We start from the raw sequence: 22,298 nt of genomic DNA, 5'->3' as shown, positions 1-22,298 counted from the left end.
CTAGCGCCTACGCATCGACCGGAAAGCGGGCCGAGCCTTGTTCAGAGAATCGAGTCGCGCGGCAACGCCCGCGACCGTGGGTGCCTCGAAGAGCGCCTGGATCGGCAGCTCCACGCCCAGCAGGGTGCGGATCCGGCTGACCAGACGGGTGGCGAGCAGCGAGTGCCCGCCGAGCGCGAAGAAGTCGTCGTCCAGACCGACTTGGTCCACGCCCAGGACCTGCGTGAACGCCTCGCAGAGCAGCTCCTCGCGCGGTGTACCCGGCGCCCGGTAGGCGACGGCCGCGGTGACCTCGGGAGCCGGCAGTGCCTTGCGGTCCAGCTTGTTGTTGGCGGTGAGCGGCAGGTGCTCCAGCAGGACGATCGCCGAGGGGACCATGTAGTCGGGCAGCGAGCCGGCCAGTTCGCGGCGCAACTCGTCGGCCGTGACGGCGGGCCCGGTGGGGTCCGCCAGGACGGCGTAGCCGACCAGGCGCTTGTCGCCGGGGCGGTCCTCGCGGGCCACCACGGCCGCGTGGGAGAGCGCGGGGTGTGCGCTCAACGCGGCCTCGACCTCGGCCAGTTCGATCCGGAAGCCGCGGATCTTGACCTGGTCGTCGGCCCGGCCGGCGAACTCCAGCCAGCCGTCACCGGTCCACCGGGCCAGGTCGCCGGTGCGGTACATGCGGGCGCCGGCCGGACCGAACGGGTCGGCGGTGAAGCGCTCCGCGGTGAGGTCCGGGCGGTCCAGGTAGCCACGGGCCAACCCGCTGCCGGCCAGGTACAGTTCGCCGATCGTGCCCGGCGGTACCGGGCGCAGCGCGGCGTCCAGCAGATAGGCGCGGGTGTTGTCCATCGGCCGGCCGATCGGCAGCACCGCGGGGACCGGCTCGCCGCTCACCAGCGGGATCTGGGTGGCGCACAGGGTGGTCTCGGTCGGCCCGTAGGTGTTGCGGACCACGATGCCGGGGCAGGCCTCCAGCACCCGGCGCACGGCGGTCGCGGGGACCACGTCACCGCCGGTGCCGACCTCGTGGACGCCTGCGAACGCGGTCGGGTCGTCCTCCGCGAGTACCCGGAACAGGCCTGCCGTCAGGTGGAGTTGGGTGAGCGCATGCTTCGCGGTCAGGGACCGGATCGCGGCCGCGTCCAGCCGGCCCTCGGGGGCGACCACCACCGTGCCACCGGCCGTCAGCGGCACCCACAGCTCATAGGTGGAGGCGTCGAAGGCGTGCGGCGACTGGAAGAGCACACGGCGCGGCGCGGTCTCCCGCCAGCAGCGGTCCAGCACCAGGTCCACCACGCCGCGGTGGGTGTTCGCGATGCCCTTCGGCACGCCGGTGGAGCCCGAGGTGTACATCACGTACGCGCGCTGGTCGGGCAGCGTGCGCACCGCCGGGTTCGCCATGCCGTCAGCGTCGGAATCGGTGCCGGTCGCGGCGTCGGCCGGCACGAGCTCGGCACCGCCCGCGCCGGCCCGCTGGACGAACGGGTGCTCGCGGGTGACGGCGTCCACCAGCAGCAGGCCCGCGCCGGCGGCCTGGAAGACCGTGCTCATCCGGGCCTCGGGCGCCCGCGCGTCGATCGGCACATACGCGCCGCCCGCCTTGAGCACCGCGAGCAGCGCGACCACCAGGTCGGCCGAGCGCCGCATCAGCACCGCGACCAGCGAGTCCGGGCGGACACCGCGCTCGACCAGCAGCCGGGCCAGGCGGTTGGCGCGGGCGTTGAGCTCGGCGTAGTCGAGCACGGTGTGCTCGTCGGTGACGGCGACCGCCTCCGGCGTGCGGGCGGCCTGCGCCTCGAACAGCTCCACGAGGCTGGCCTCGGGCGTCTCGGTGGCGGTGTCGTTCCAGGCGGTGAGCAGGGTGTGGCGCTGGTCCTCGGTGAGGACGTCGATCCGGTCGAGCGGCGTCTCCGGCGCGGTCTCCAGCGCCGTGACCAGCCCCTGGACGGCCGTGGCGAAGAGCGCGCAGACCAGCTCGGGGTCGATCGGGGTGGCCGCCTGCGCCGTCAGCAGGAAGTCGGCGCCGAGGTCGTCGACCGACACGGTCAGCGGGTAGTTGGTGCGGTCGTGGCCGTGCTCGGCCTCGACGCCCGCCAGCGCACCACCGTCGCCGTCCTCCTCCTGCGGCCGGCTGTGGCGGAAGTTGAACAGCGTGGTGAACAGCGGCGCCGGGGCGGCGATCCCACTCGCCTGCTGCACCAGGGCGAGGGGTGCGTGCTCGTGGACGAGCAGGTCGGCGAGCCGGCCGCGCATGGTGTGCACGGCCTCGGTGACGCTCAGGCCGGTGGTGCGCAGCCGGGCGGGCAGGGTGTTGATGAACAGCCCGGGGACCCGGTCGGCGCCGGTGCCGGCGTTCATCCGGCCGAACAGCAGCGTGCCGAAGACCACGTCGTCGCGGCCCGCGGTGGCCGCCACCACCCGCGCCCAGGCGGTGTGGAAGAGCGTGGCCGCGCTGACCCCGAGGACCCGGGCCTGCTCGCGCAGGCGGGCGGCGAGTTCGGGAGCGAGCGTACGGGCGGCCTCGGTGACCCGGGTGCCGTCGCCGCGCACGTCCAGCAGGCCGAACGGCGCGGTCGGCTCGTCGACATCGCCGAGCAGCTCGGCGAAGAACCGCTCGTGCTCCTCGCGCGAGACGCCGAGCCGGGCCTGGGCGACGAACTCACGGAACGGCAGCGGGGTCGCCAGCTCCTGCTCGCGGCCGGCCAGGATCGCCCGGATCTCGGCCAGCAGGATGTCCAGCGCCGTGTGGTCCATGACCAGGTGGTGGCGCTGGAGCAGCAGGAACCACCGGTCGGTGCCCGGCTCGGCGGCGATCGAGGCGCGCAGCAGCGGCGCGGCGGTGAGGTCGAGCCGCGGACGGCAGGCGGCCCGCAACTCGGCGAGCGGGTCACCGGCGGGCTCGTCGGCGCCGCCGAGTTCGACCGTGATCACCGGCAGTTCGGCGCGTCGGGCGACCACCTGGACGGGCTCCGGCAGGCCCTGCCAGTACACCGCGGTACGCAGGATGTCGTGGCGGTCCACCACCCGCTGCAGGGCGGCGAGGAAGCCGTCGAGCCGCTCGCGCGAGTCGAAGGTCAACGAGGCCGGGAGGACGTAGAGGTCGTCGCCGTCACCGGCCTCGCCCGCCGCCATCAGGTGGTGGAAGAAGATGCCCTCCTGGAGCGGGGCGAGCGGGTAGATGTCGGCGATGTTCGCCGCACCGCCCGGGAACACCTCGGTGATCGCCACGATCTCGGCGGCGGACAGCTCCACGAGCGGAAGCATGTCGGGCGTGATCACCTCCGCACCCGCCGGAATCCGGTTCGGCGGGACGACGAACCCGACGTCGTCCGAGGCCGCGGCCAGGGCGGCGACGGTCGGCGCGGCGAACAGCGCCCGGACGTCGACCCGCGCCCCGCGCGCCCGCAGCCGCTCGACCAGCGAGACGGCCAGCAGTGAATGGCCGCCCAGCTCGAAGAAGTTGTCGTCGAGGCCGACCTGCGGCACACCGAGGATGTCGGCGAAGACCTCGCAGACGATCTCCTCGCGCGCGGTGGACGGCGCGCGGTAGGTCGCCTCGGAGCTGAACTCGGGGGCGGGGAGGGCCTTTCGGTCGAGCTTGCCGTTCACCGTCAGCGGCAGCGCGTCGAGCACGACGAACGCGGCCGGGACCATGTACTCGGGCAGCACGGCCGCCACGTGCCCGCGCAGCTGCGCCTGGTCGAGGTCGCCGCTGGGCACCAGGTAGCCGACCAGGCGGTCGTCGCGGACCAGTACCGCGACCTGGGAGATTTGCTGATGATCCGTCAGTGCGTGCTCGATCTCGCCGAGTTCGACTCGGAAGCCGCGGATCTTCACCTGGTCATCGGTCCGGCCGAGGTACTCGAGGTTGCCGTCGGCCCGCCAGCGGGCCAGGTCACCGGTGCGGTACATGCGGGTGCCGGCCGGGCCGAACGGGTCGGCGGTGAAGCGCTCCGCCGTCAGGCCGGGGCGACCGAGGTAGCCGCGGGCCAGCTGGGCGCCGGCGATGTACAGCTCACCGGCTGTACCGGCCGGCACCGGGCGCAGCGCGGCGTCCAGCACATAGGCGCGGGTGTTCCACATCGGGCGCCCGATCGGCACCACCGCGCCCTCGGCCAGTTCGCCCGCGTCGAGCAGGTGGTCGGTGCAGCCGACGGTGGCCTCGGTCGGGCCGTAGTGGTTCACCACCGCCACGCCCGGGTTGCGGCGGCACCACTCGGCAAGCTGCGCACCGCGCACCGCCTCGCCGCCCACCATCAGCAGACCCGACGGAATGTGACGATCCGTCAATGAGTCGAGATAGGACAGGCCGCTGGGGGTCACCTTGAGGAAGGTCGGACGGTTGTCGCCGAGGGCGGCGGGCAACTGCTCGTCGAGGGCCGCGACCTGCACCCGGCCGCCGGCGGCGAGTGCGCCGTACAGTGCGGTGACACCGGCGTCGAAGGAGATCGAGGCGTGCAGCAGTGTGCTGCCCGCCAGCTCGGGATAGGCGAGCACGGCCCGGGAGACGTAGTTGACCAGGCCCGCGTGCGGGAGCACGACGCCCTTGGGCCGGCCGGTGGAGCCCGAGGTGTAGATCAGGTACGCGGGGTGCTGGGGCAGCGCGGCCGGGGCAGGGTCCGTCGCCTCGTAGCCGGAGAGGTCGAGTTCGTCGACCACCAGCCGCCGCCGTTCGTCGGCGAGGTGGGCGGTCTGGGCGGTCTGGGCGGTCTGGGCGGTCTGGGCGGTCTGCCTGGTCACCAGGACGAGGGCCGGGTGGGCATCACCGATCATGTAAGCGATCCGCTCGGCCGGGTAGTCGGGGTCGATCGGCAGGTACGCACCACCGGACTTCAACACCGCGAGCAGCGCGACGATGAGCTCGACGCGGCGCTCCATCAGCACCGCCACCACCGACTCCGGGCCCACCCCCTGGGCGGTCAAGTGGCGCGCCAAGCGGTTGGCGCGAGCGTTCAGTTCGGCATAGCTCAGCTCAACACCCTGGGACAGCACGGCGATCGCCTCAGGCGTGCGGACAACCTGGGCCTCGACGAGAGAGGTCAGGGTGGCGACGGGAACCTCGTGCACGGTGTCGTTCCACTCGACCAGAAGGCGGTGACGCTCGGCCTCGGTGAGCAGCTCGATGCCCGCGACCGGCAGCTCCGGGGTCGTGACGGCCGCGCGCAGCACACGCTCGAAACGCTCGGCGAGGCGGGTGGCGTCGTCCACGTCGAACAGGTCACGGGCGAAGGTGAGCGTGCCGCCCAGGCCGGCGGGCGCACCCTCGACGGTGAACGTCTCGGCCAGGGTGAACGCCAGGTCGAAGCGCGCCGCGCCATGACCCGCCGGCAGCGCGGCCACCGTGACGCCCGGCAGGTCGATGACCGCCTCGGTGTTGTTCTGCAGCGACAGCATCACCTGGAAGAGCGGGTGGCGGGCCATCGAGCGCACCGGCGCCAGCTCCTCCACCAGCCGCTCGAACGGCACATCCTGGTGCGCGAACGCCGCCAGGCCGGCCTCCCGGACCCGGGCCAACAGCTCGCCGAAGCTCGGATCACCGGAGAGATCGGTGCGCAGCACGAGCGTGTTGACGAAGAACCCGACCAGGTCATCCAGCGCCTCGTCGGTACGACCCGCGATCGGGCTACCGATCGGGATGTCCGCACCGGCACCGAGGCGCGACAGCGTGGCCGCCAGCGCTGCCTGGAGCACCATGAACGGCGTCACGCCGGCAGACTTGGCCAACCCGGCTACACGGGCGTGGAGTTCGGATCCGAGTGCGAGATCGATCGTGCCGCCCGCGTGACTGGCCACCGCCGGGCGCGGACGCGAGGCAGGCAGCGCCAGCTCCTCCGGGACCTCGGCGAGCGCCGTCCGCCAGTAGGCCAACTGCTCGGCGAGCACGCTGTCGTCATCGTCGGGCGAGCCCAACAGCTCACGCTGCCACAGCGCGTAGTCCGCGTACTGAACAGGAAGGGGCTGCCACTGCGGCAGCTCACCGGCCAGGCGAGCGGCGTACGCGACAGAGACGTCACGCGCCAGCGGAGCCATCGACCAGCCGTCACCCGCGATGTGGTGCACCACCAGAACGAGCACATGCTCCTCCGGCGACTCGGCGAACAGCCAAGCATGCAGCGGGAGTTCGGTGCGCAGATCGAAGGTGTGCCAAGCAGCCCGGGCCACCGACGACTCGTCGAGCCCGTCGACCACCGTCAACAACGCACCGACACCATCGACCGCCAGCACCCGCTGCTGCGGCTGACCGTCGACCGCCGGGAACACCGTACGCAGCACCTCGTGCCGCTCGACCACATCCCGCAGCGCCACCTCCAGCACCGGGGCATCCAGCGCACCGGAAAGCCGCAGGCAGAGCGGGATGTTGTAGGTCGCGCTCGGACCCTCCAACTCACCCAGGAACCAGAGACGCTGCTGCGCGAACGACACCGGCACCCGGTCGGGGCGCACCCCGCTGGTCAACACCGGACGCCGCTGACCGGCAGCAGCGTCCAGGTGCCCGGCCAGGCCGGCGACGGTCGGCGCCTCGAAGAGCGCGCGGATCGGCAGCTCGACCCCCAGCACCGTGCGGATCCGGCTCACCAGACGAGTAGCCAGCAGCGAGTGGCCCCCGAGCTCGAAGAAACCGTCGTCCATACCGACGGCCGGCAGGCCGAGGACCTCGGCGAAGAGCCCGGCCAGCACCTCCTCGCGCAGCGTACGCGCGGCACGCGACGGGACCGGAGCGAGCACGGGTGCGGGCAGCGCCTTGCGGTCCAGCTTGCCGTTGACGGTCAACGGCAGCGCGTCGAGCACCACGAGCGCGGCCGGGACCAGGTACTCGGGGAGCCTGGCGACCAGCTCGCCCCGCACCGCGGCCGGGTCCACGTCCTCGCCGGCCACCGGGACGACGTAGCCGACCAGCAGCTTGACGCCGGGGGTGTCCTCGCGGACGACCGCGTTCGCCCGGGCCACGGCCGGGTGCGCGAGCAGCGCCGCCTCGACCTCACCGAGCTCGATCCGGAAGCCGCGCAGCTTCACCTGCTGGTCGGCGCGGCCGGCGTAGTCGAGCTCGCCGTCGCGGTTCCAGCGGACCAGGTCGCCGGTGCGGTACATCCTCTGGGCGCTGCCCCGGCCGAACGGGTCGGCGACGAAACGCTCGGCGGTCAGCGCGGCACGGCCGAGGTAGCCACGGGCCACACCCGCCCCCGCGAGGTACAGCTCTCCCGTGCTGCCGACCGGGACCGGGCGCAGCGCGGCGTCCAGCACGTAGGCCCGCAGGTTGTCCAGCGGACGGCCGATCGGCAGCGCGCCCTGCCCCGGCGTCACGGTGTGCGCGGTGGCGAAGGTCGTCGTCTCGGTCGGGCCGTAGACGTTGATCACCCTGGTGCCGGCGCTGGCCGCGAGCACCCGCTCCACCGCGGCGCGCGGCACGATGTCACCGCCGGTCCACACCTCGCGGACGCCGGTGAAGCAACCCGGGTTCTCGTCCGCGGCGAGCACGAACAGGCCGATGGTCAGGAAGATCCCGGTCACGCCGTGCTCCGCGATCAGGCGGCTCAGGGTGTCCGGTGCGAGGTCGCCTTCGGGCGCGACGACCACCTGACCGCCGCTCAGCAGCGGCATCCAGAGCTCGAAGGTCGAGGCGTCGAAGGAGTGCGGCGAGTGCAGCAGCACCCGCTCCATCGGGCCGGCGAAGCGCCGCTCCGCGGCGAGGGCGGACACGTCGCGATGGGTGACCGCCACGCCCTTCGGGCGGCCGGTGGAGCCGGAGGTGTACATCACGTAGACCAACTGCGCGGGGTGGGCCTGGACCGAGAGGTCCGGGACCGAGACGTCGGCCTGGTCGACGTCCGCGTCCGGGTCCTCGGTGAGGAGGACGGTGGCGGGCAGTTTCGCCGCCTCCGCCCGCGACGCGGCGTCGGCGAGGACGAGCGTCGCGCCCGTCTCCGCCACGATCAGCTCGCGATGCGCCTGCGGGTAGCGAGCGTCCAGCGGCACGTAGTAGCCGCCTGCCTTCACCACCGCCAGCAGCGCCACCACCAGATCGGCCGAGCGCTCCATCAACACCGCCACCGCCGTCTCCGCACCCACCCCCCGCGCCACCAGACGACCTGCCAGCGCGCCCGCCCGAGCATCCAGCTCCCCGTACGTCAGCACAGCCGAACCCGACACCACCGCAACCGCATCAGGCGTACGCGCCACCTGCGCCGCGAACAGCTCCGGCAACGTGCCGGTGGGCGCAGCGATCGCGGTGTCGTTCCACTCGGTCAGGAGGCGGTGGCGCTCGGCCTCGTCCAGCACCTCGATGCTCGCGACCGGACGCTCCGGGGCCGTGACGGCCGCGCGCAGCACACGCTCGAAGCGCTCGGCGAGACGGGCGGCGTCGTCCGCGTCGAACAGGTCCAGCGCGTAGCTGAGGCTCCCCCACATCCCCTCCGGCGCCTCGCCGAAGGTGAAGTTCAGGTCGAACTTGGCCGGTGCCTGCCCGCCCGCCAGCGGCGCGGCCGTCAGCCCGGGCAGCGCCGGCACCGGCTGCGCGTTGTTCTGCAACGACAGCATCACCTGGAAGAGCGGGTGCCGCGCCATCGAGCGGGACGGCGCCAGCTCCTCCACCAGCCGCTCGAACGGCACATCCTGGTGCGCGAACGCCGCCAGACCCGCCTCACGCACCCGCGCCAGCAGTTCGCCGAAGGTCGGGTCGCCGGACACATCGGTGCGCAGCACGAGGGTGTTGACGAAGAACCCGACCAGGTCGTCCAGCGCCTCATCCGTACGGCCGGCGACGGGGGTACCGATCGGGATGTCCGCACCGGCGCCGAGGCGGGAGAGCGTGACGGCCAGCGCCGCCTGCAACACCATGAAGAGCGTCACGCCCTCGCCCTGCGCCAACTTCACGAGCTGCTGGTGCAGTTCCGGGGAGACCGCAAGGTCGACCGTGCCACCCTCGTGACTGGCCACCGCCGGGCGCAGGCGCGAGGTCGGCAGCGCCAGCTCCTCCGGGACCTCGGCGAGCGTCGTCCGCCAGTAGGCGAGCTGCTGGGCGAGCACGCTGTCGTGATCGTCGGGCGAGCCCAACAGGTCGCGCTGCCACAAGGCGTAGTCCGCGTACTGAACAGGAAGGGGCTGCCACCGAGGCACCTCACCGGCCAGGCGAGCGGCGTAGGCGACGGAGACATCCCGGACCAGCGGAGCCAGCGACCAGCCGTCACCCGCGATGTGGTGCACCACCAGGACGAGCACATGCTCCTCCGGCGACTCGGCGAACAGCCAAGCACGGATCGGGAGTTCGGAGCGCAGATCGAAGGCGTGGCGAGCAGTGGCGGCAACGGCCTGCTCGTCGAAGCTGTCGACCGGTGTCAGCAGCGAGCCGACGGCATCGGCTGCCAGCACCCGCTGGTGCGGCTGACCGTCGACGGCCGGGAACACCGTACGCAGCACCTCGTGGCGCTCGACCACGTCGAGCAGCGCCGCCTCCAGCGCGATGGCGTCCAGGTCGCCGGTGAGGCGGACGGTCATCGGGATGTTGTAGGTCGCGCTCGGACCCTCCAACTCGCCCAGGAACCACAGCCGCTGCTGCGCGAAAGAAACCGGCAGAGTCTCGGGGCGGGCGGCCGCCACGAGGGCCGGACGCCCTTGACCAGCGACGTCGTCCAGGCGCTCGGCCAGGCCGGCGACGGTCGGCGCCTCGAAGAGCGCGCGAATCGGCAGCTCGACCCCCAGCACCGTACGGATCCGGCTCACCAGACGAGTGGCGAGCAGGGAATGACCGCCCAGCTCGAAGAAGCTGTCACCGACACCGACGACCGGCACGCCGAGGACCTCGGCGAACAGCGCGGCCAGCACCTCCTCACGCGGCGTACGCGCGGCACGCGACGAGACCGCAGCGAACTCGGGATCGGGGAGGGCATTGCGGTCGAGCTTGCCGTTGGCAGTCACCGGCAGCGCGTCGAGAACGACGAAGACAGCCGGCACCATGTACTCGGGCAGCGCGGCGGCAAGCTGCGCACGCAATACGGCCTGGTCCAAAGCGCCTTCTGCGACCAGGTACGCCACCAGGCTCTCGCCACGCACCAGCACCACAGCCTGCGCAACGCTCGGGTGGGCGGTCAGCGCATACTCGACCTCACCCAGCTCGATGCGCAGACCACGGACCTTCACCTGGAAATCGGTGCGGCCCAAGTACTCCAGCGCGCCGTCCGCCGTCCACCGCACCAGGTCACCCGTGCGATACATCCGCGAACCAGCCGGGCCATGCGGATCGGCGACGAAGCGCTCGGCGGTCAGGCCGGGGCGGTTGAGGTAGCCGCGCGCCAGCTGCACGCCGGCCAGATACAACTCCCCCGGCACACCCACCGGCACCGGCTGCAGAGCCGCATCCAGCACATACACCCGCGTGTTCCACACCGGACGACCGATCGGCACACTCGCGCCGCCCATCCCCTCCCGACAGTCCCACGCCGTCACATCGACCGACGCCTCCGTCGGCCCGTACAAGTTGTGCAACGGCACATCCAGCACCGCGAAGAACCGATCCCGCAACTCAACCGGCAGCGCCTCGCCCGAGCACAACACCGCCCGCAGACCCGTACACCCCGCCGCAGCCGGCTCCTGCACGAAGACCTGCAGCATGGACGGCACGAAGTGCGCCACCGTGACCCGCTCCCGCCGGATCAGCTCGGCCAGGTAGGCCGGGTCCCGATGACCACCCGGACGGGCGACCACCAGCGTCGCACCCTCCAGCAGCGGCCAGAAGAACTCCCACACCGACACATCGAACCCGAACGGCGTCTTCTGCAACACCCGGTCAGCTACACCGAGTTGATACTCGGCCTGCATCCACGCCAACCGGTTCACAATCCCGCGATGCGAAACCTCCACACCCTTGGGATGGCCAGTGGAACCAGAGGTGTAGATCACGTACGCCGGGTGCTCCGGCAGCAACTCGCGGGCGACGCCACCCCAGTCCGCGCCGGACACCGCGACGTCGTCGACCACCAGCTCCGCGACACCAGCCGGCAGCTCAACGGCGCACCCACGCGCCGTCAACACCAACGCCGGAGCACAGTCCCCCAGCACATATGCGATGCGCTCCGCCGGATACTCCGGATCCACCGGCACATACGCGCCCCCGGCCTTCAACACCGCCAACAGCGCCACCACCAACTCCACCGAACGCGGCAACACCACCGCCACCCGGCACTCCGGTCCCACCCCGTACTCCACCAACACCCGAGCCAGACCATTCGCCCGCGCATTCAACTCCGCAAACGTCAACTCCACGCCCCCGAAGACAACAGCCACCGCCTCCGGCGTCCGCGCAACCTGCGCCGCAAACAGCCCCGGCAACGTCCCCGCAGGCACCGCAACCGCCGTGTCGTTCCACGCGGTCAGGATCCGCTCGCGCTCGGCCGGACCCAGCACGTCGATCCTGTTGACCACACGGCCCGGCTCCGCGACGACAGCGCGCAGAACGCGCAGCAACCGCTCCGCAAGCTGCTCGGCCGCGTCCCCATCGAAAAGGTCGCGAGCAAACGTCAGCATGCCACGCAGACCGGCAGGCGCGCCGCCCGCATCAACCGCCTCGCCCAGCTCGACGGCCAGGTCGAACTTCGCCGCGAGGCCCCCCGTGGGCAGCACCGAGGCGTCCAACCCCGGCAAATCGAGCACCGCCTGCGCGGTGTTCTGCAGCGACAGCATGACCTGGAAGAGCGGGTGGCGAGCCATCGAGCGGGACGGTGCCAGCTCCTCCACCAGCCGCTCGAACGGCACATCCTGGTGCGCGAACGCCGCCAGGCCGGCCTCCCGGACCCGGGCCAACAGCTCGCTGAAGCTCGGATCACCGGAGAGATCGGTACGCAGCACGAGCGTGTTGACGAAGAACCCGACCAACTCGTCCAACGCCTCATCCGTACGGCCGGCGATCGGCGTACCGATCGGGATATCGGTCCCGGCGCCGAGGCGCGACAATGTGGCAGCCAGCGCCGCCTGCAACACCATGAAGAGGGTCACGCCCTCACCGCGTGCCAATTCGGCCAATTGCTGGTGCAGTTCGACAGGGATCACGAGGTCGACGGTGCCACCTTCATGGCCGGCTACCACCGGACGCGGACGCGAGGTCGGCAGCGCCAACTCTTCCGGCAGACCGGCCAACGCATCCCGCCAGTAGCCCAACTGCCGAGACAGTACGCTGTCGTGATCGGCCGCCGAGCCCAACAGCTCACGCTGCCACAGCGCGTAGTCCACGTACTGCACCGGCAACGCCCGCCACGCCGGAGCAACGCCACCCAGCCGCGACGCATAAGCAGCGGACAGGTCACGGGCCAACGGACGCAGCGACCAACCATCACCCGCGATGTGGTGGACCACCACCACGAGCACATGCTCATCCGGGGCGACTGCAAACAGCAAGGCACGTATGGGCAGTTCAGCACTCAGGTCGAACGACCGCTCGGCCGCGCGAGTGATCGCCTTCTCGTCGAACCCATCGACCACGGTCAGCACCGAGCCGACGCCATCGCCCGCCAGGACCCGCTGCTGCGGCTGACCGCCAACGGCCGGGAACACCGTGCGCAGCACCTCGTGCCGCTCGACCACGTCCAGCAGCGCCGCCTCCAGGGCCACAGCGTCCAAGTCACCGGTGAGGCGGACGGCCATGGGAAGGTTGTAGGTCGCGCTCGGACCCTCCAACTCGCCCAGGAACCAGAGACGCTGCTGCGCGAACGACACCGGCAGCACCTCGGGACGATCGGCCGCCACGAGGGCCGGACGCCCCTGACCGGCACTGTCCAGCCGCTCGACCAGGCCGACGACGTTCGGCGCCTCGAACACCGCACGGATCGGCAACTCGACACCCAGCACCGTCCGGATCCGGCTCACCAGACGGGTGGCCAGCAGCGAGTGGCCACCGAGGTCGAAGAAGCTGTCGTCGACACCGACGACCGGCACACCGAGGACGTCGGCAAAGACCTCACAGAGGAGCTCCTCACGCGGCGTCGAGGGAGTGCGGTAGCGGCCGACGGCGGTGAAGTCGGGGTCGGGGAGAGCATTGCGGTCGAGCTTGCCGTTGGCGGTCACCGGCAGCGCGTCGAGGACGACGAAGACGGCCGGGACCATGTACTCGGGCAGCGTGGCGGCGAGGTGGGTGCGCAGTGCGGACTGGTCCAGGTCGCCATCGGGGACGAGATAGGCCACCAGGTTCTCGCCACGCACCAGCACGGCAGCCTGAGCGACCTCCGGGTGGGCGGTCAGCGCGTGCTCGACCTCACCCAGCTCGATCCGCAGACCACGAACCTTCACCTGGAAATCGGTACGGCCCAGGTACTCCAGCGCGCCGTCCGACGTCCAGCGCACCAGGTCACCCGTGCGGTACATCCGCGAACCAGCCGGGCCATGCGGATCGGCGACGAAGCGCTCGGCGGTCAGGCCGGGGCGGTTGAGGTAGCCGCGCGCCAGCTGCACACCGGCCAGGTACAACTCCCCTGGCACGCCCACCGGCACCGGCTGCAGAGCCGCATCCAGCACATACACCCGGGTGTTCCACACCGGACGACCGATCGGCACACTCGCGCCGCCCATCCCCTCCCGACAGTCCCACGCCGTCACATCGACCGACGCCTCCGTCGGCCCGTACAAGTTGTGCAACGGCACATCCAGCACCGCGAAGAAGCGATCCCGCAGCTCGGCGGGCAGCGCCTCACCCGAGCAGAGCACCGCCCGCAGACCCGTACAGCCCGCCGCAACCGGCTCCTGCACGAACACCTGCAACATCGACGGCACGAAATGCGCCACCGTGACCCGCTCCCGCTGGATCAGCTCAGCCAGGTAGACCGGGTCCCGATGACCACCCGGACGAGCGACCACCAACGTCGCACCCTCCAACAACGGCCAGAAGAACTCCCACACCGACACATCGAACCCGAACGGCGTCTTCTGCAACACCCGATCATCAGCACCCAACCCATACTGCGCCTGCATCCACGCCAACCGGTTCACAATCCCGCGATGCGAAACCTCCACACCCTTCGGACGCCCCGTCGAACCGGACGTGTAAATCACATACGCCGGATGCTCCGGCAACAACTCACAGGCGACATCACCCAAGTCCACGTCCGACACCACGACATCGTCCACCACCAGCTCCACCACACCAGCCGGCAGCTCAACCCCACCCCCACGCGCCGTCAACACCAACCCCGGAGCACAATCCCCCAGCACATAAGCGATGCGCTCCGCCGGATACTCCGGATCCACCGGCACATACGCACCCCCAGCCTTCAACACCGCCAACAGCGCCACCACCAGCTCCACCGAACGCGGCAACACCACCGCCACCCGGCACTCCGGCCCCACCCCGTGCTGCAGCAACACCCGAGCCAAGCAGTTGGCCCGCGTATTCAGCTCCGCATACGTCAGCTCCACGCCCCCGAAGACGACAGCCACCGCCTGCGGGCTCCGCGCCACCTGCGCCGCAAACAACTCCGGCAACGTCCCCGCAGGCACCGCAACCGCCGTGTCGTTCCACTCGGTGAGGATCCGCTCGCGCTCGGCCGGACCCAGCACGTCGATCCTGTTGACCACACGGCCCGGCTCCGCGACGACAGCGCGCAGAACGCGCAGCAACCGCTCCGCAAGTTGCTCGGCGGCGTCCGCATCGAAAAGGTCGCGAGCAAAGGTCAGCATGCCACGCAGGCCGGCAGGCGCGCCGCCCGCATCAACCGCCTCGCCCAGCTCGACGGCCAGGTCGAACTTCGCCGCGAGGCCGCCCACCGGCAGCACCGAGGCGTCCAGCCCAGGCAAGTCCAAGGTCGCTTCGGCGGTGTTCTGCAGCGTCAGCATGACCTGGAAGAGCGGGTGGCGAGCCATCGAGCGGGACGGTGCCAGCTCCTCCACCAGCCGCTCGAACGGCACATCCTGGTGCGCGAACGCGCCCAGGCCCGCCTCACGCACCCGCGCCAGCAACTCGCCGAACGTCGGGTCACCGGACACATCGGTGCGCAGCACGAGCGTGTTGACGAAGAACCCGACCAACTCGTCCAACGCCTCATCCGTACGGCCGGCGACGGGGGTACCGATCGGGATGTCCGTACCGGCGCCGAGGCGGGAGAGCGTGACGGCCAGCGCCGCTTGGAGCACCATGAAGAGCGTCACACCCTCGCGACGCGCCAACTCCGCCAACTGCTGGTGCAGTTCGACAGGGATCACGAGGTCGACCGTGCCGCCCTCATGGCCGGCCACCGCCGGACGCGGACGCGAGGTCGGCAGCGCCAACTCCTCCGGCAGACCGGCCAACGCATCCCGCCAGTAGGCCAACTGCTGCGACAGCACACTCCCCGCGTCATCCGCCGAGCCCAACAGCTCACGCTGCCACAGCGCGTAGTCCACGTATTGCACCGGCAACGCACGCCACGCCGGAGCAACGCCACCCAGCCGCGACGCATAAGCAGCGGACAGGTCACGGGCCAACGGACGCAGCGACCAACCGTCACCCGCGATGTGATGCATGACGAGCACCAGCAGGTGTTCCTCTGGAGCCTCCACGAACAGCCAAGCCCGCACCGGGACATCGGCGGTCAGATCGAACGAGTGCTTTGCAGCGAGCGCAACCGCCTGCTCATCGACACCTTCGACCACGGTCAACAGCGAGCCGACGGCATCGGCTGCCAGCACCCGCTGCTGCGGCTGACCGTCGACCGCCGGGAAAACGGTGCGCAGCACCTCGTGGCGCTCGACCACGTCGAGCAGCGCCGCCTCCAGCGCGATGACGTCCAGCTCGCCCGAAAGGCGCAGGAAGAGCGGGATGTTGTAGGTCGCACTCGGACCCTCCAACTCGCCCAGGAACCAGAGACGCTGCTGCGCGAACGACACCGGCAGAGTCTCGGGGCGCACCCCGCTGGTCAACGCCGGACGCCCCTGACCAGCGGCGTCGTCCAGGCGCTCGGCCAGGCCGGCGACGGTCGGCGCCTCGAAGAGCGCGCGAATCGGCAGCTCGACCCCCAGCACCGTACGGATCCGGCTCACCAGACGAGTGGCCAGCAGGGAATGACCGCCCAGCTCGAAGAAGCTGTCACCGACACCGACGACCGGCACGCCGAGGACCTCGGCGAACAGCGCGGCCAGCACCTCCTCACGCGGCGTACGCGCGGCACGCGACGAGACCGCAGCGAACTCGGGATCGGGGAGTGCATTGCGGTCGAGCTTGCCGTTGGCAGTCACCGGCAGCACGTCGAGAACGACGAACGCGGCCGGGACCATGTACTCGGGCAGCGCGGCGGCAAGCTGCGCACGCAATACGGCCTGGTCCAGGTCACCCCCGGCAACCAGATACGCCACCAGACTCTCGCCACGCACCAGCACCACAGCCTGCGCAACGCTCGGCTGCGCGGTCAGCGCATGCTCAACCTCACCCAGCTCGATCCGCAGACCACGAACCTTCACCTGGAAATCGGTACGGCCCAAGTACTCCAGAACACCATCCACCGACCACCGCACCAGGTCACCCGTGCGATACATCCGCGAACCAGCCGGGCCATGCGGATCGGCGACAAAACGCTCAGCCGACAACCCCGGACGGTTCAGATACCCACGCGCCAACTGCACACCAGCCAGATACAACTCCCCCGGCACACCCACCGGCACCGGCTGCAAAGCCGCATCCAGCACATACACCCGCGTGTTCCACACCGGACGACCGATCGGCACACTCGCGCCGCCCATCCCCTCACGACAGTCCCACGCCGTCACATCGACCGACGCCTCCGTCGGCCCGTACAGGTTGTGCAACGGCACATCCAGCACCGCGAAGAACCGATCCCGCAACTCAACCGGCAGCGCCTCACCCGAACACAACACCACCCGCAGACCCGTACACCCCGCCGCAACCGGCTCCTGCACAAAGACCTGCAACATCGACGGCACGAAGTGCGCCACCGTAACCCGCTCCCGCTGAATCAGCTCAGCCAGGTAGACCGGATCCCGATGACCACCCGGACGGGCGACCACCAACGTCGCACCCTCCAACAACGGCCAGAAGAACTCCCACACCGACACATCGAACCCGAACGGCGTCTTCTGCAACACCCGATCATCAGCACCCAACCCATACTGCGCCTGCATCCACGCCAACCGGTTCACAATCCCGCGATGCGAAACCTCCACACCCTTCGGACGCCCCGTCGAACCAGACGTGTAGATCACATACGCCGGATGCTCCGGAAACAGCTCCCGCGCAAAATCGGCCGAATCCTCCACCGACACCACGACGTCGTCCACCACCAGCTCCGCGACACCAGCCGGCAGCTCAACGGCGCACCCACGCGCCGTCAGCGCCAACGCCGGAGCACAGTCCCCCACCACATACGCAACACGCTCCGCCGGATACTCCGGATCCACCGGCACATACGCACCCCCAGCCTTCAACACCGCCAACAGCGCCACCACCAACTCCACCGAACGCGGCAACACCACCGCCACCCGGCACTCCGGACCCACCCCACGACCCACCAACACCCGAGCCAGACCATTCGCCCGCGCATTCAACTCCGCAAACGTCAACTCCACGCCCCCGAAGACAACAGCCACCGCCTCCGGCGTCCGCGCCACCTGCGCCGCAAACAGCCCCGGCAACGTCCCCGCAGGCATCGCAACCGCCGTGTCGTTCCACTCGGTGAGCAAGGTGTGGCGCTGAGCCTGGTCAAGCACGTCGATCCGGTCGAGCGCCTTCTCCGGCTCGGTCTCCAGCGCGATGACCAGGTTCCGCAGCGCGGTGTGGACGAGGTCGCAGACGGCCTCCGGGGCGACCGGTGCGAGCGTCTGCGTGGTGAGGGCGAAGCCGGTGCCGAGGTCGTCGACCGACAGCGTCAGCGGGTAGTTGGTGCGCTCGTGCACATGCAGGATCTCGACGCCGTGCAGGCCGAGCTGTTCGGCGGCGTCGGCGGCGACGCCTTGGCCGTGACGGTAGTTGAGCAGCGCGGTGAAGAGCGGCGCGCCGCCGCCGATGCCGCTGGCCTGCTGCGCGAGGGCGAGCGGGGCGTGCTCGTGCACCAGCAGGTCGGTCAGCCGTCCGCGCATCGCGCGCGTCGCATCGAACACGCTCACACCTCCCGTGGCCACGCGCACCGGCAGGGTGTTGATGAACAGGCCCGGCACCCGGTCTGAGCCGCCGCCCGCGTTCATCCGGCCGAACAGCACCGTGCCGAAGACCACGTCGTCGCGGCCCGAGGTGGCCGCCACCACCCGTGCCCAGGCCAGGTGGAACAGCGTCGCGGCGCTCACGCCGAGCGACCGCGCCCGCTCGCGCAGCCGCGTGGCGAGGTCGGCGTCCAGGGACACCCGGGCCTCCGCCACCTCGGAGAGGTCACCGCGCACGTCAACCTGACCGAACGGCGCGGTCGGCTCGTCCACATCGCCCAGCATCCCGGCGAAGAAGCGCTCGTGCTCCTCCCGCGACACCGCGAGCCGCGTCTGCGCGACGAAGTCGCGGAACGGCAGCGGGGCGGCCAGCTCGTCCCCCCGGCCGGCGGTGATCTCGCGGATCTCCGCGAGCATCACCTCGATCGCGGTGTGGTCCGTGACCAGGTGGTGGCACTGGAGCAACAGCAGCCAGCGGTCGGTGCCGGGCTCGGCGGCGACGAAGGCACGCAGCAGCGGTGCCCGGGTGACGTCGATGCCGGCGAACCCGACGGCGGCTGCGGCTACGGCTGCGGCCAGTCGGCCCACCACGTCGGTGCTGTCGATGAGTTCGACCTGCTCGACGGGTAGTTCGGCACGCCGGGCGACGACCTGGACCGGCTCGCGCAGGCCCTCCCACAGCAGACCGGTGCGCAGGATGTCGTGGCGGTCCACGACGTGCTGGAGCGCGCCGAGGAAGCCGTCCAGCCGCTCGCGCGAGTCGAAGGCCAGCGTGGTGGGCAGGATGTAGATGTCGCTGCCGCCGTCACCGCTCCCCATCAGGTGGTGGAAGAGGATGCCTTCCTGGAGCGGGGCGAGCGGGTAGATGTCGGCGATGTTGGCCGCACCACCCGGGAACGCCACGGCAATCGCGGCGATCTCCTCGGTGGTGAGGTCGACCAGCGGCAGCATCTCCGGCGTGATGGCCTCGGCACCGGCGGGGATCAGGTTCGGCGGCACCACAAGCTGAGCCGTGCCGGCCTCGACGGCGAGGCCGGCGACGGTCGGCGCGGCGAAGAGCGTCCGCACGTCGATCCGCACGCCGCGCGTCCGCAGCCGCTCGACGAGCGTCACGGCCAGCAGCGAGTGGCCGCCGAGCTCGAAGAAGCTGTCGTCGACACCGACGACCGGCACGCCGAGGACGTCGGCGAAGATCTCGCACAGCAGTTCCTCGCGCGGCGTCGAGGGCGCACGGTAGCGGCCGACGGCGGTGAAGTCGGGGTCGGGGAGGGCATTGCGGTCGAGCTTGCCGTTGGCAGTCACCGGCAGCGCGTCGAGAACGACGAAGACAGCCGGCACCATGTACTCGGGCAGCGCGGCGGCAAGCTGCGCACGCAATACGGCCTGGTCCAAAGCGCCTTCTGCGACCAGGTACGCCACCAGGTTCTCGCCACGCACCAGCACCACGGCCTGAGCGACCTCCGGGTGGGCGGTCAGCGCATGCTCGACCTCACCCAGCTCGATCCGCAGACCACGGACCTTCACCTGGAAATCGGTACGGCCCAAGTACTCCAGAACACCATCCACCGACCACCGCACCAGGTCACCCGTGCGATACATCCGCGAACCAGCCCCACCGAACGGATCGGCGACGAAGCGCTCGGCGGTCAGGCCAGGGCGGTTGAGGTAGCCGCGCGCCAGCTGCACACCGGCCAGGTACAACTCCCCCGGCACACCCACCGGCACCGGCTGCAAAGCCGCATCCAGCACATACACCCGCGTGTTCCACACCGGACGACCGATCGGCACACTCGCACCGCCCATCCCCTCCCGACAGTCCCACGCCGTCACATCGACCGACGCCTCCGTCGGCCCGTACAAGTTGTGCAACGGCACATCCAGCACCGCGAAGAACCGATCCCGCAACTCAACCGGCAGCGCCTCACCCGAACACAACACCACCCGCAGACCCGTACACCCCGCCGCAGCCGGCTCCTGCACGAACACCTGCAGCATCGACGGCACGAAGTGCGCCACCGTGACCCGCTCCCGCTGGATCAGCTCGGCCAGGTAGACCGGATCCCGATGACCACCCGGACGGGCGACCACCAGCGTCGCACCCTCCAGCAGCGGCCAGAAGAACTCCCACACCGACACATCGAACCCGAACGGCGTCTTCTGCAACACCCGGTCCGCCAGGCCGAGTTGGTGCTCGGCCTGCATCCACGCCAACCGGTTCACAATCCCGCGATGCGAAACCTCCACACCCTTGGGACGGCCGGTGGAACCAGAGGTGTAGATCACGTACGCCGGGTGCTCCGGCAGCAACTCGCGGGCGACGCCACCCCAGTCCGCGCCGGACACCGCGACGTCGTCGACCACCAGCTCCGCGACACCAGCCGGCAGCTCAACCCCACCCCCACGCGCCGTCAACACCAACGCCGGAGCACAATCCCCCACCACATAAGCGATGCGCTCCGCCGGATACTCCGGATCCACCGGCACATACGCACCCCCAGCCTTCAACACCGCCAACAGCGCCACCACCAACTCCACCGAACGCGGCAACACCACCGCCACCCGGCACTCCGGACCCACCCCACGACCCACCAACACCCGAGCCAGACCATTCGCCCGCGCATTCAACTCCGCAAACGTCAACTCCACGCCCCCGAAGACAACAGCCACCGCCTCCGGCGTCCGCGCCACCTGCGCCGCAAACAACTCCGGCAACGTCCCCGCAGGCACCGCAACCGCCGTGTCGTTCCACTCCGCCAGCACCCGCTGCCGTTCCCCCGCCGCGAGCAGGTCGACCCGGGCCAACGGCGCGTCGGTGTCGTCGAGTTCCGCCAAGCTCCCCAGCAGCCGCGCGAACCGCTCGGCGTGCTCGGCGACCTCCTCCGGGTCGTACGCCGCCGGGTTGGCGTCCACCACCAGCTGTACGCCCGCATCGCCGCTGCGGCCGCTGCGGTCGTAGAGCACGAACGCGAGGTCGTCGACCGAGCCGTTGGAGAGGTTGTGCGCGGTGACCCGCTGCCCGGCGAAGCGGACGTCGTAGTCGAAGGCCATCACGTTCACGGTGGGCCCGAAGAGCCGCCGGCCGCCGACCAGGTTGAGTTCGCGCTGCAGCTCCTCGTAGCGGTAGCGCTGGTGGCGCAGGGCCTCGCGCATGGTGCGGCTGGTCTGCCGGGCGAGTTCGGCCAGACCGGTCTCCGGGCGCACGGTCAGGCGGATCGGCAGGATGTTGGCGAGCATGCCGGGGGTGCTGCGCTGGAGCGCGCTGGTGCGTCCGGTGACGGGCAGGCCGAGGATCACGTCGGTGGCACCGGTGAGCCGGTGGGTGTAGAGGGCGCTGGCGGCGGTCACCAGGACGGGCAGGCTGGTGCGCAGGGTGCGGGCGGCGGCGCGCAGGCGGCGCGCGGTGTCGGGGGCGAGGTCGACGGTGTGGCGGGTGAAAGTGTGCGCGGCGGGGGCGGCGCGGCCGGCGAGGCTGACCGCCTCCGGGCGGTCGGCGAAGCGCTCCGTCCAGTACCGGCGGTCGGCCGCGTACTGCTCGGAGGCGCGGTAGGCCTCGTCCTCGGCGACCAGGGCCGCGTAGGGGGCGAACGGAGTGCCGGCGGGTCCTCCCTCGGTCAGCGCGGCGTAGATCTCGGCGGCGCGGCCGGCCAGCAGGGCGCCGCTGTAGCCGTCGCCGTTGAGGTGGTGGACGCGCTGGTACCAGAAGAGCCGGTCAGGGCCGGCGGGGAACATCGCCATCGCGCAGGCCGGGCCGTGCGCCAGGTCGATGGGACGGGCCAGGTCCTCCTCGATCCAGGCCCGCGCGGCGGCCCAGGGGTCGGCCTCTTCGCTGACGTCCCGGACCAGTACGGGCGCGTGGGCGACCGGTGCGAGGGTCTGGGTCACCTGTCCGCCCTGCTCGCGGAAGCGCAGCCGCAGGGTCTCGGTCTCCACGGCCAGCTGCCGCAGCACGGTCTCGAAGAGCGCCGGGTCGACCGGGCCGTGGATCTCCAGGCACTCGGCGATCTGGTGGGCGGGGTTGGCCGGGTCCAGTTGCTGGGCGAACCACACCCCGGACTGTCCGGTCGTCAGCGGCCAGGTGACGGCTTGGGTGTCCGACATGTTTTGGTGCTCCGGTTCGTTCAACAACGGCCGCGCGTACGGGCGGCGGCAATGGGGGGACCGTCTCCGGCCGTGCGCGGTCCGGAGGTGGCTCTTGGGGTGACGCCAGGGGT

General features: G+C 70.8%; 1 protein-coding gene. It reads right to left on the bottom strand.

Going from position 1 to position 22,298, the window contains the following annotated elements; all coding sequences use genetic code 11:
- On the bottom strand, positions 1 to 22,185 hold the full coding sequence (locus ACFZB9_RS19495; RefSeq protein ID WP_391448698.1) for a non-ribosomal peptide synthase/polyketide synthase: 22,185 nt from the start codon (positions 22,183 to 22,185) through the stop codon (positions 1 to 3).
- Between the last annotated feature and the right edge of the window lie 113 nt (positions 22,186 to 22,298).

Origin of the sequence: Kitasatospora sp. NPDC008050, assembly GCF_042957465.1 — a bacterium.
In the GTDB taxonomy this organism is placed as follows: Bacteria; Actinomycetota; Actinomycetes; order Streptomycetales; family Streptomycetaceae; genus Kitasatospora.
This window is presented reverse-complemented; position numbering and strand designations above follow the sequence as displayed.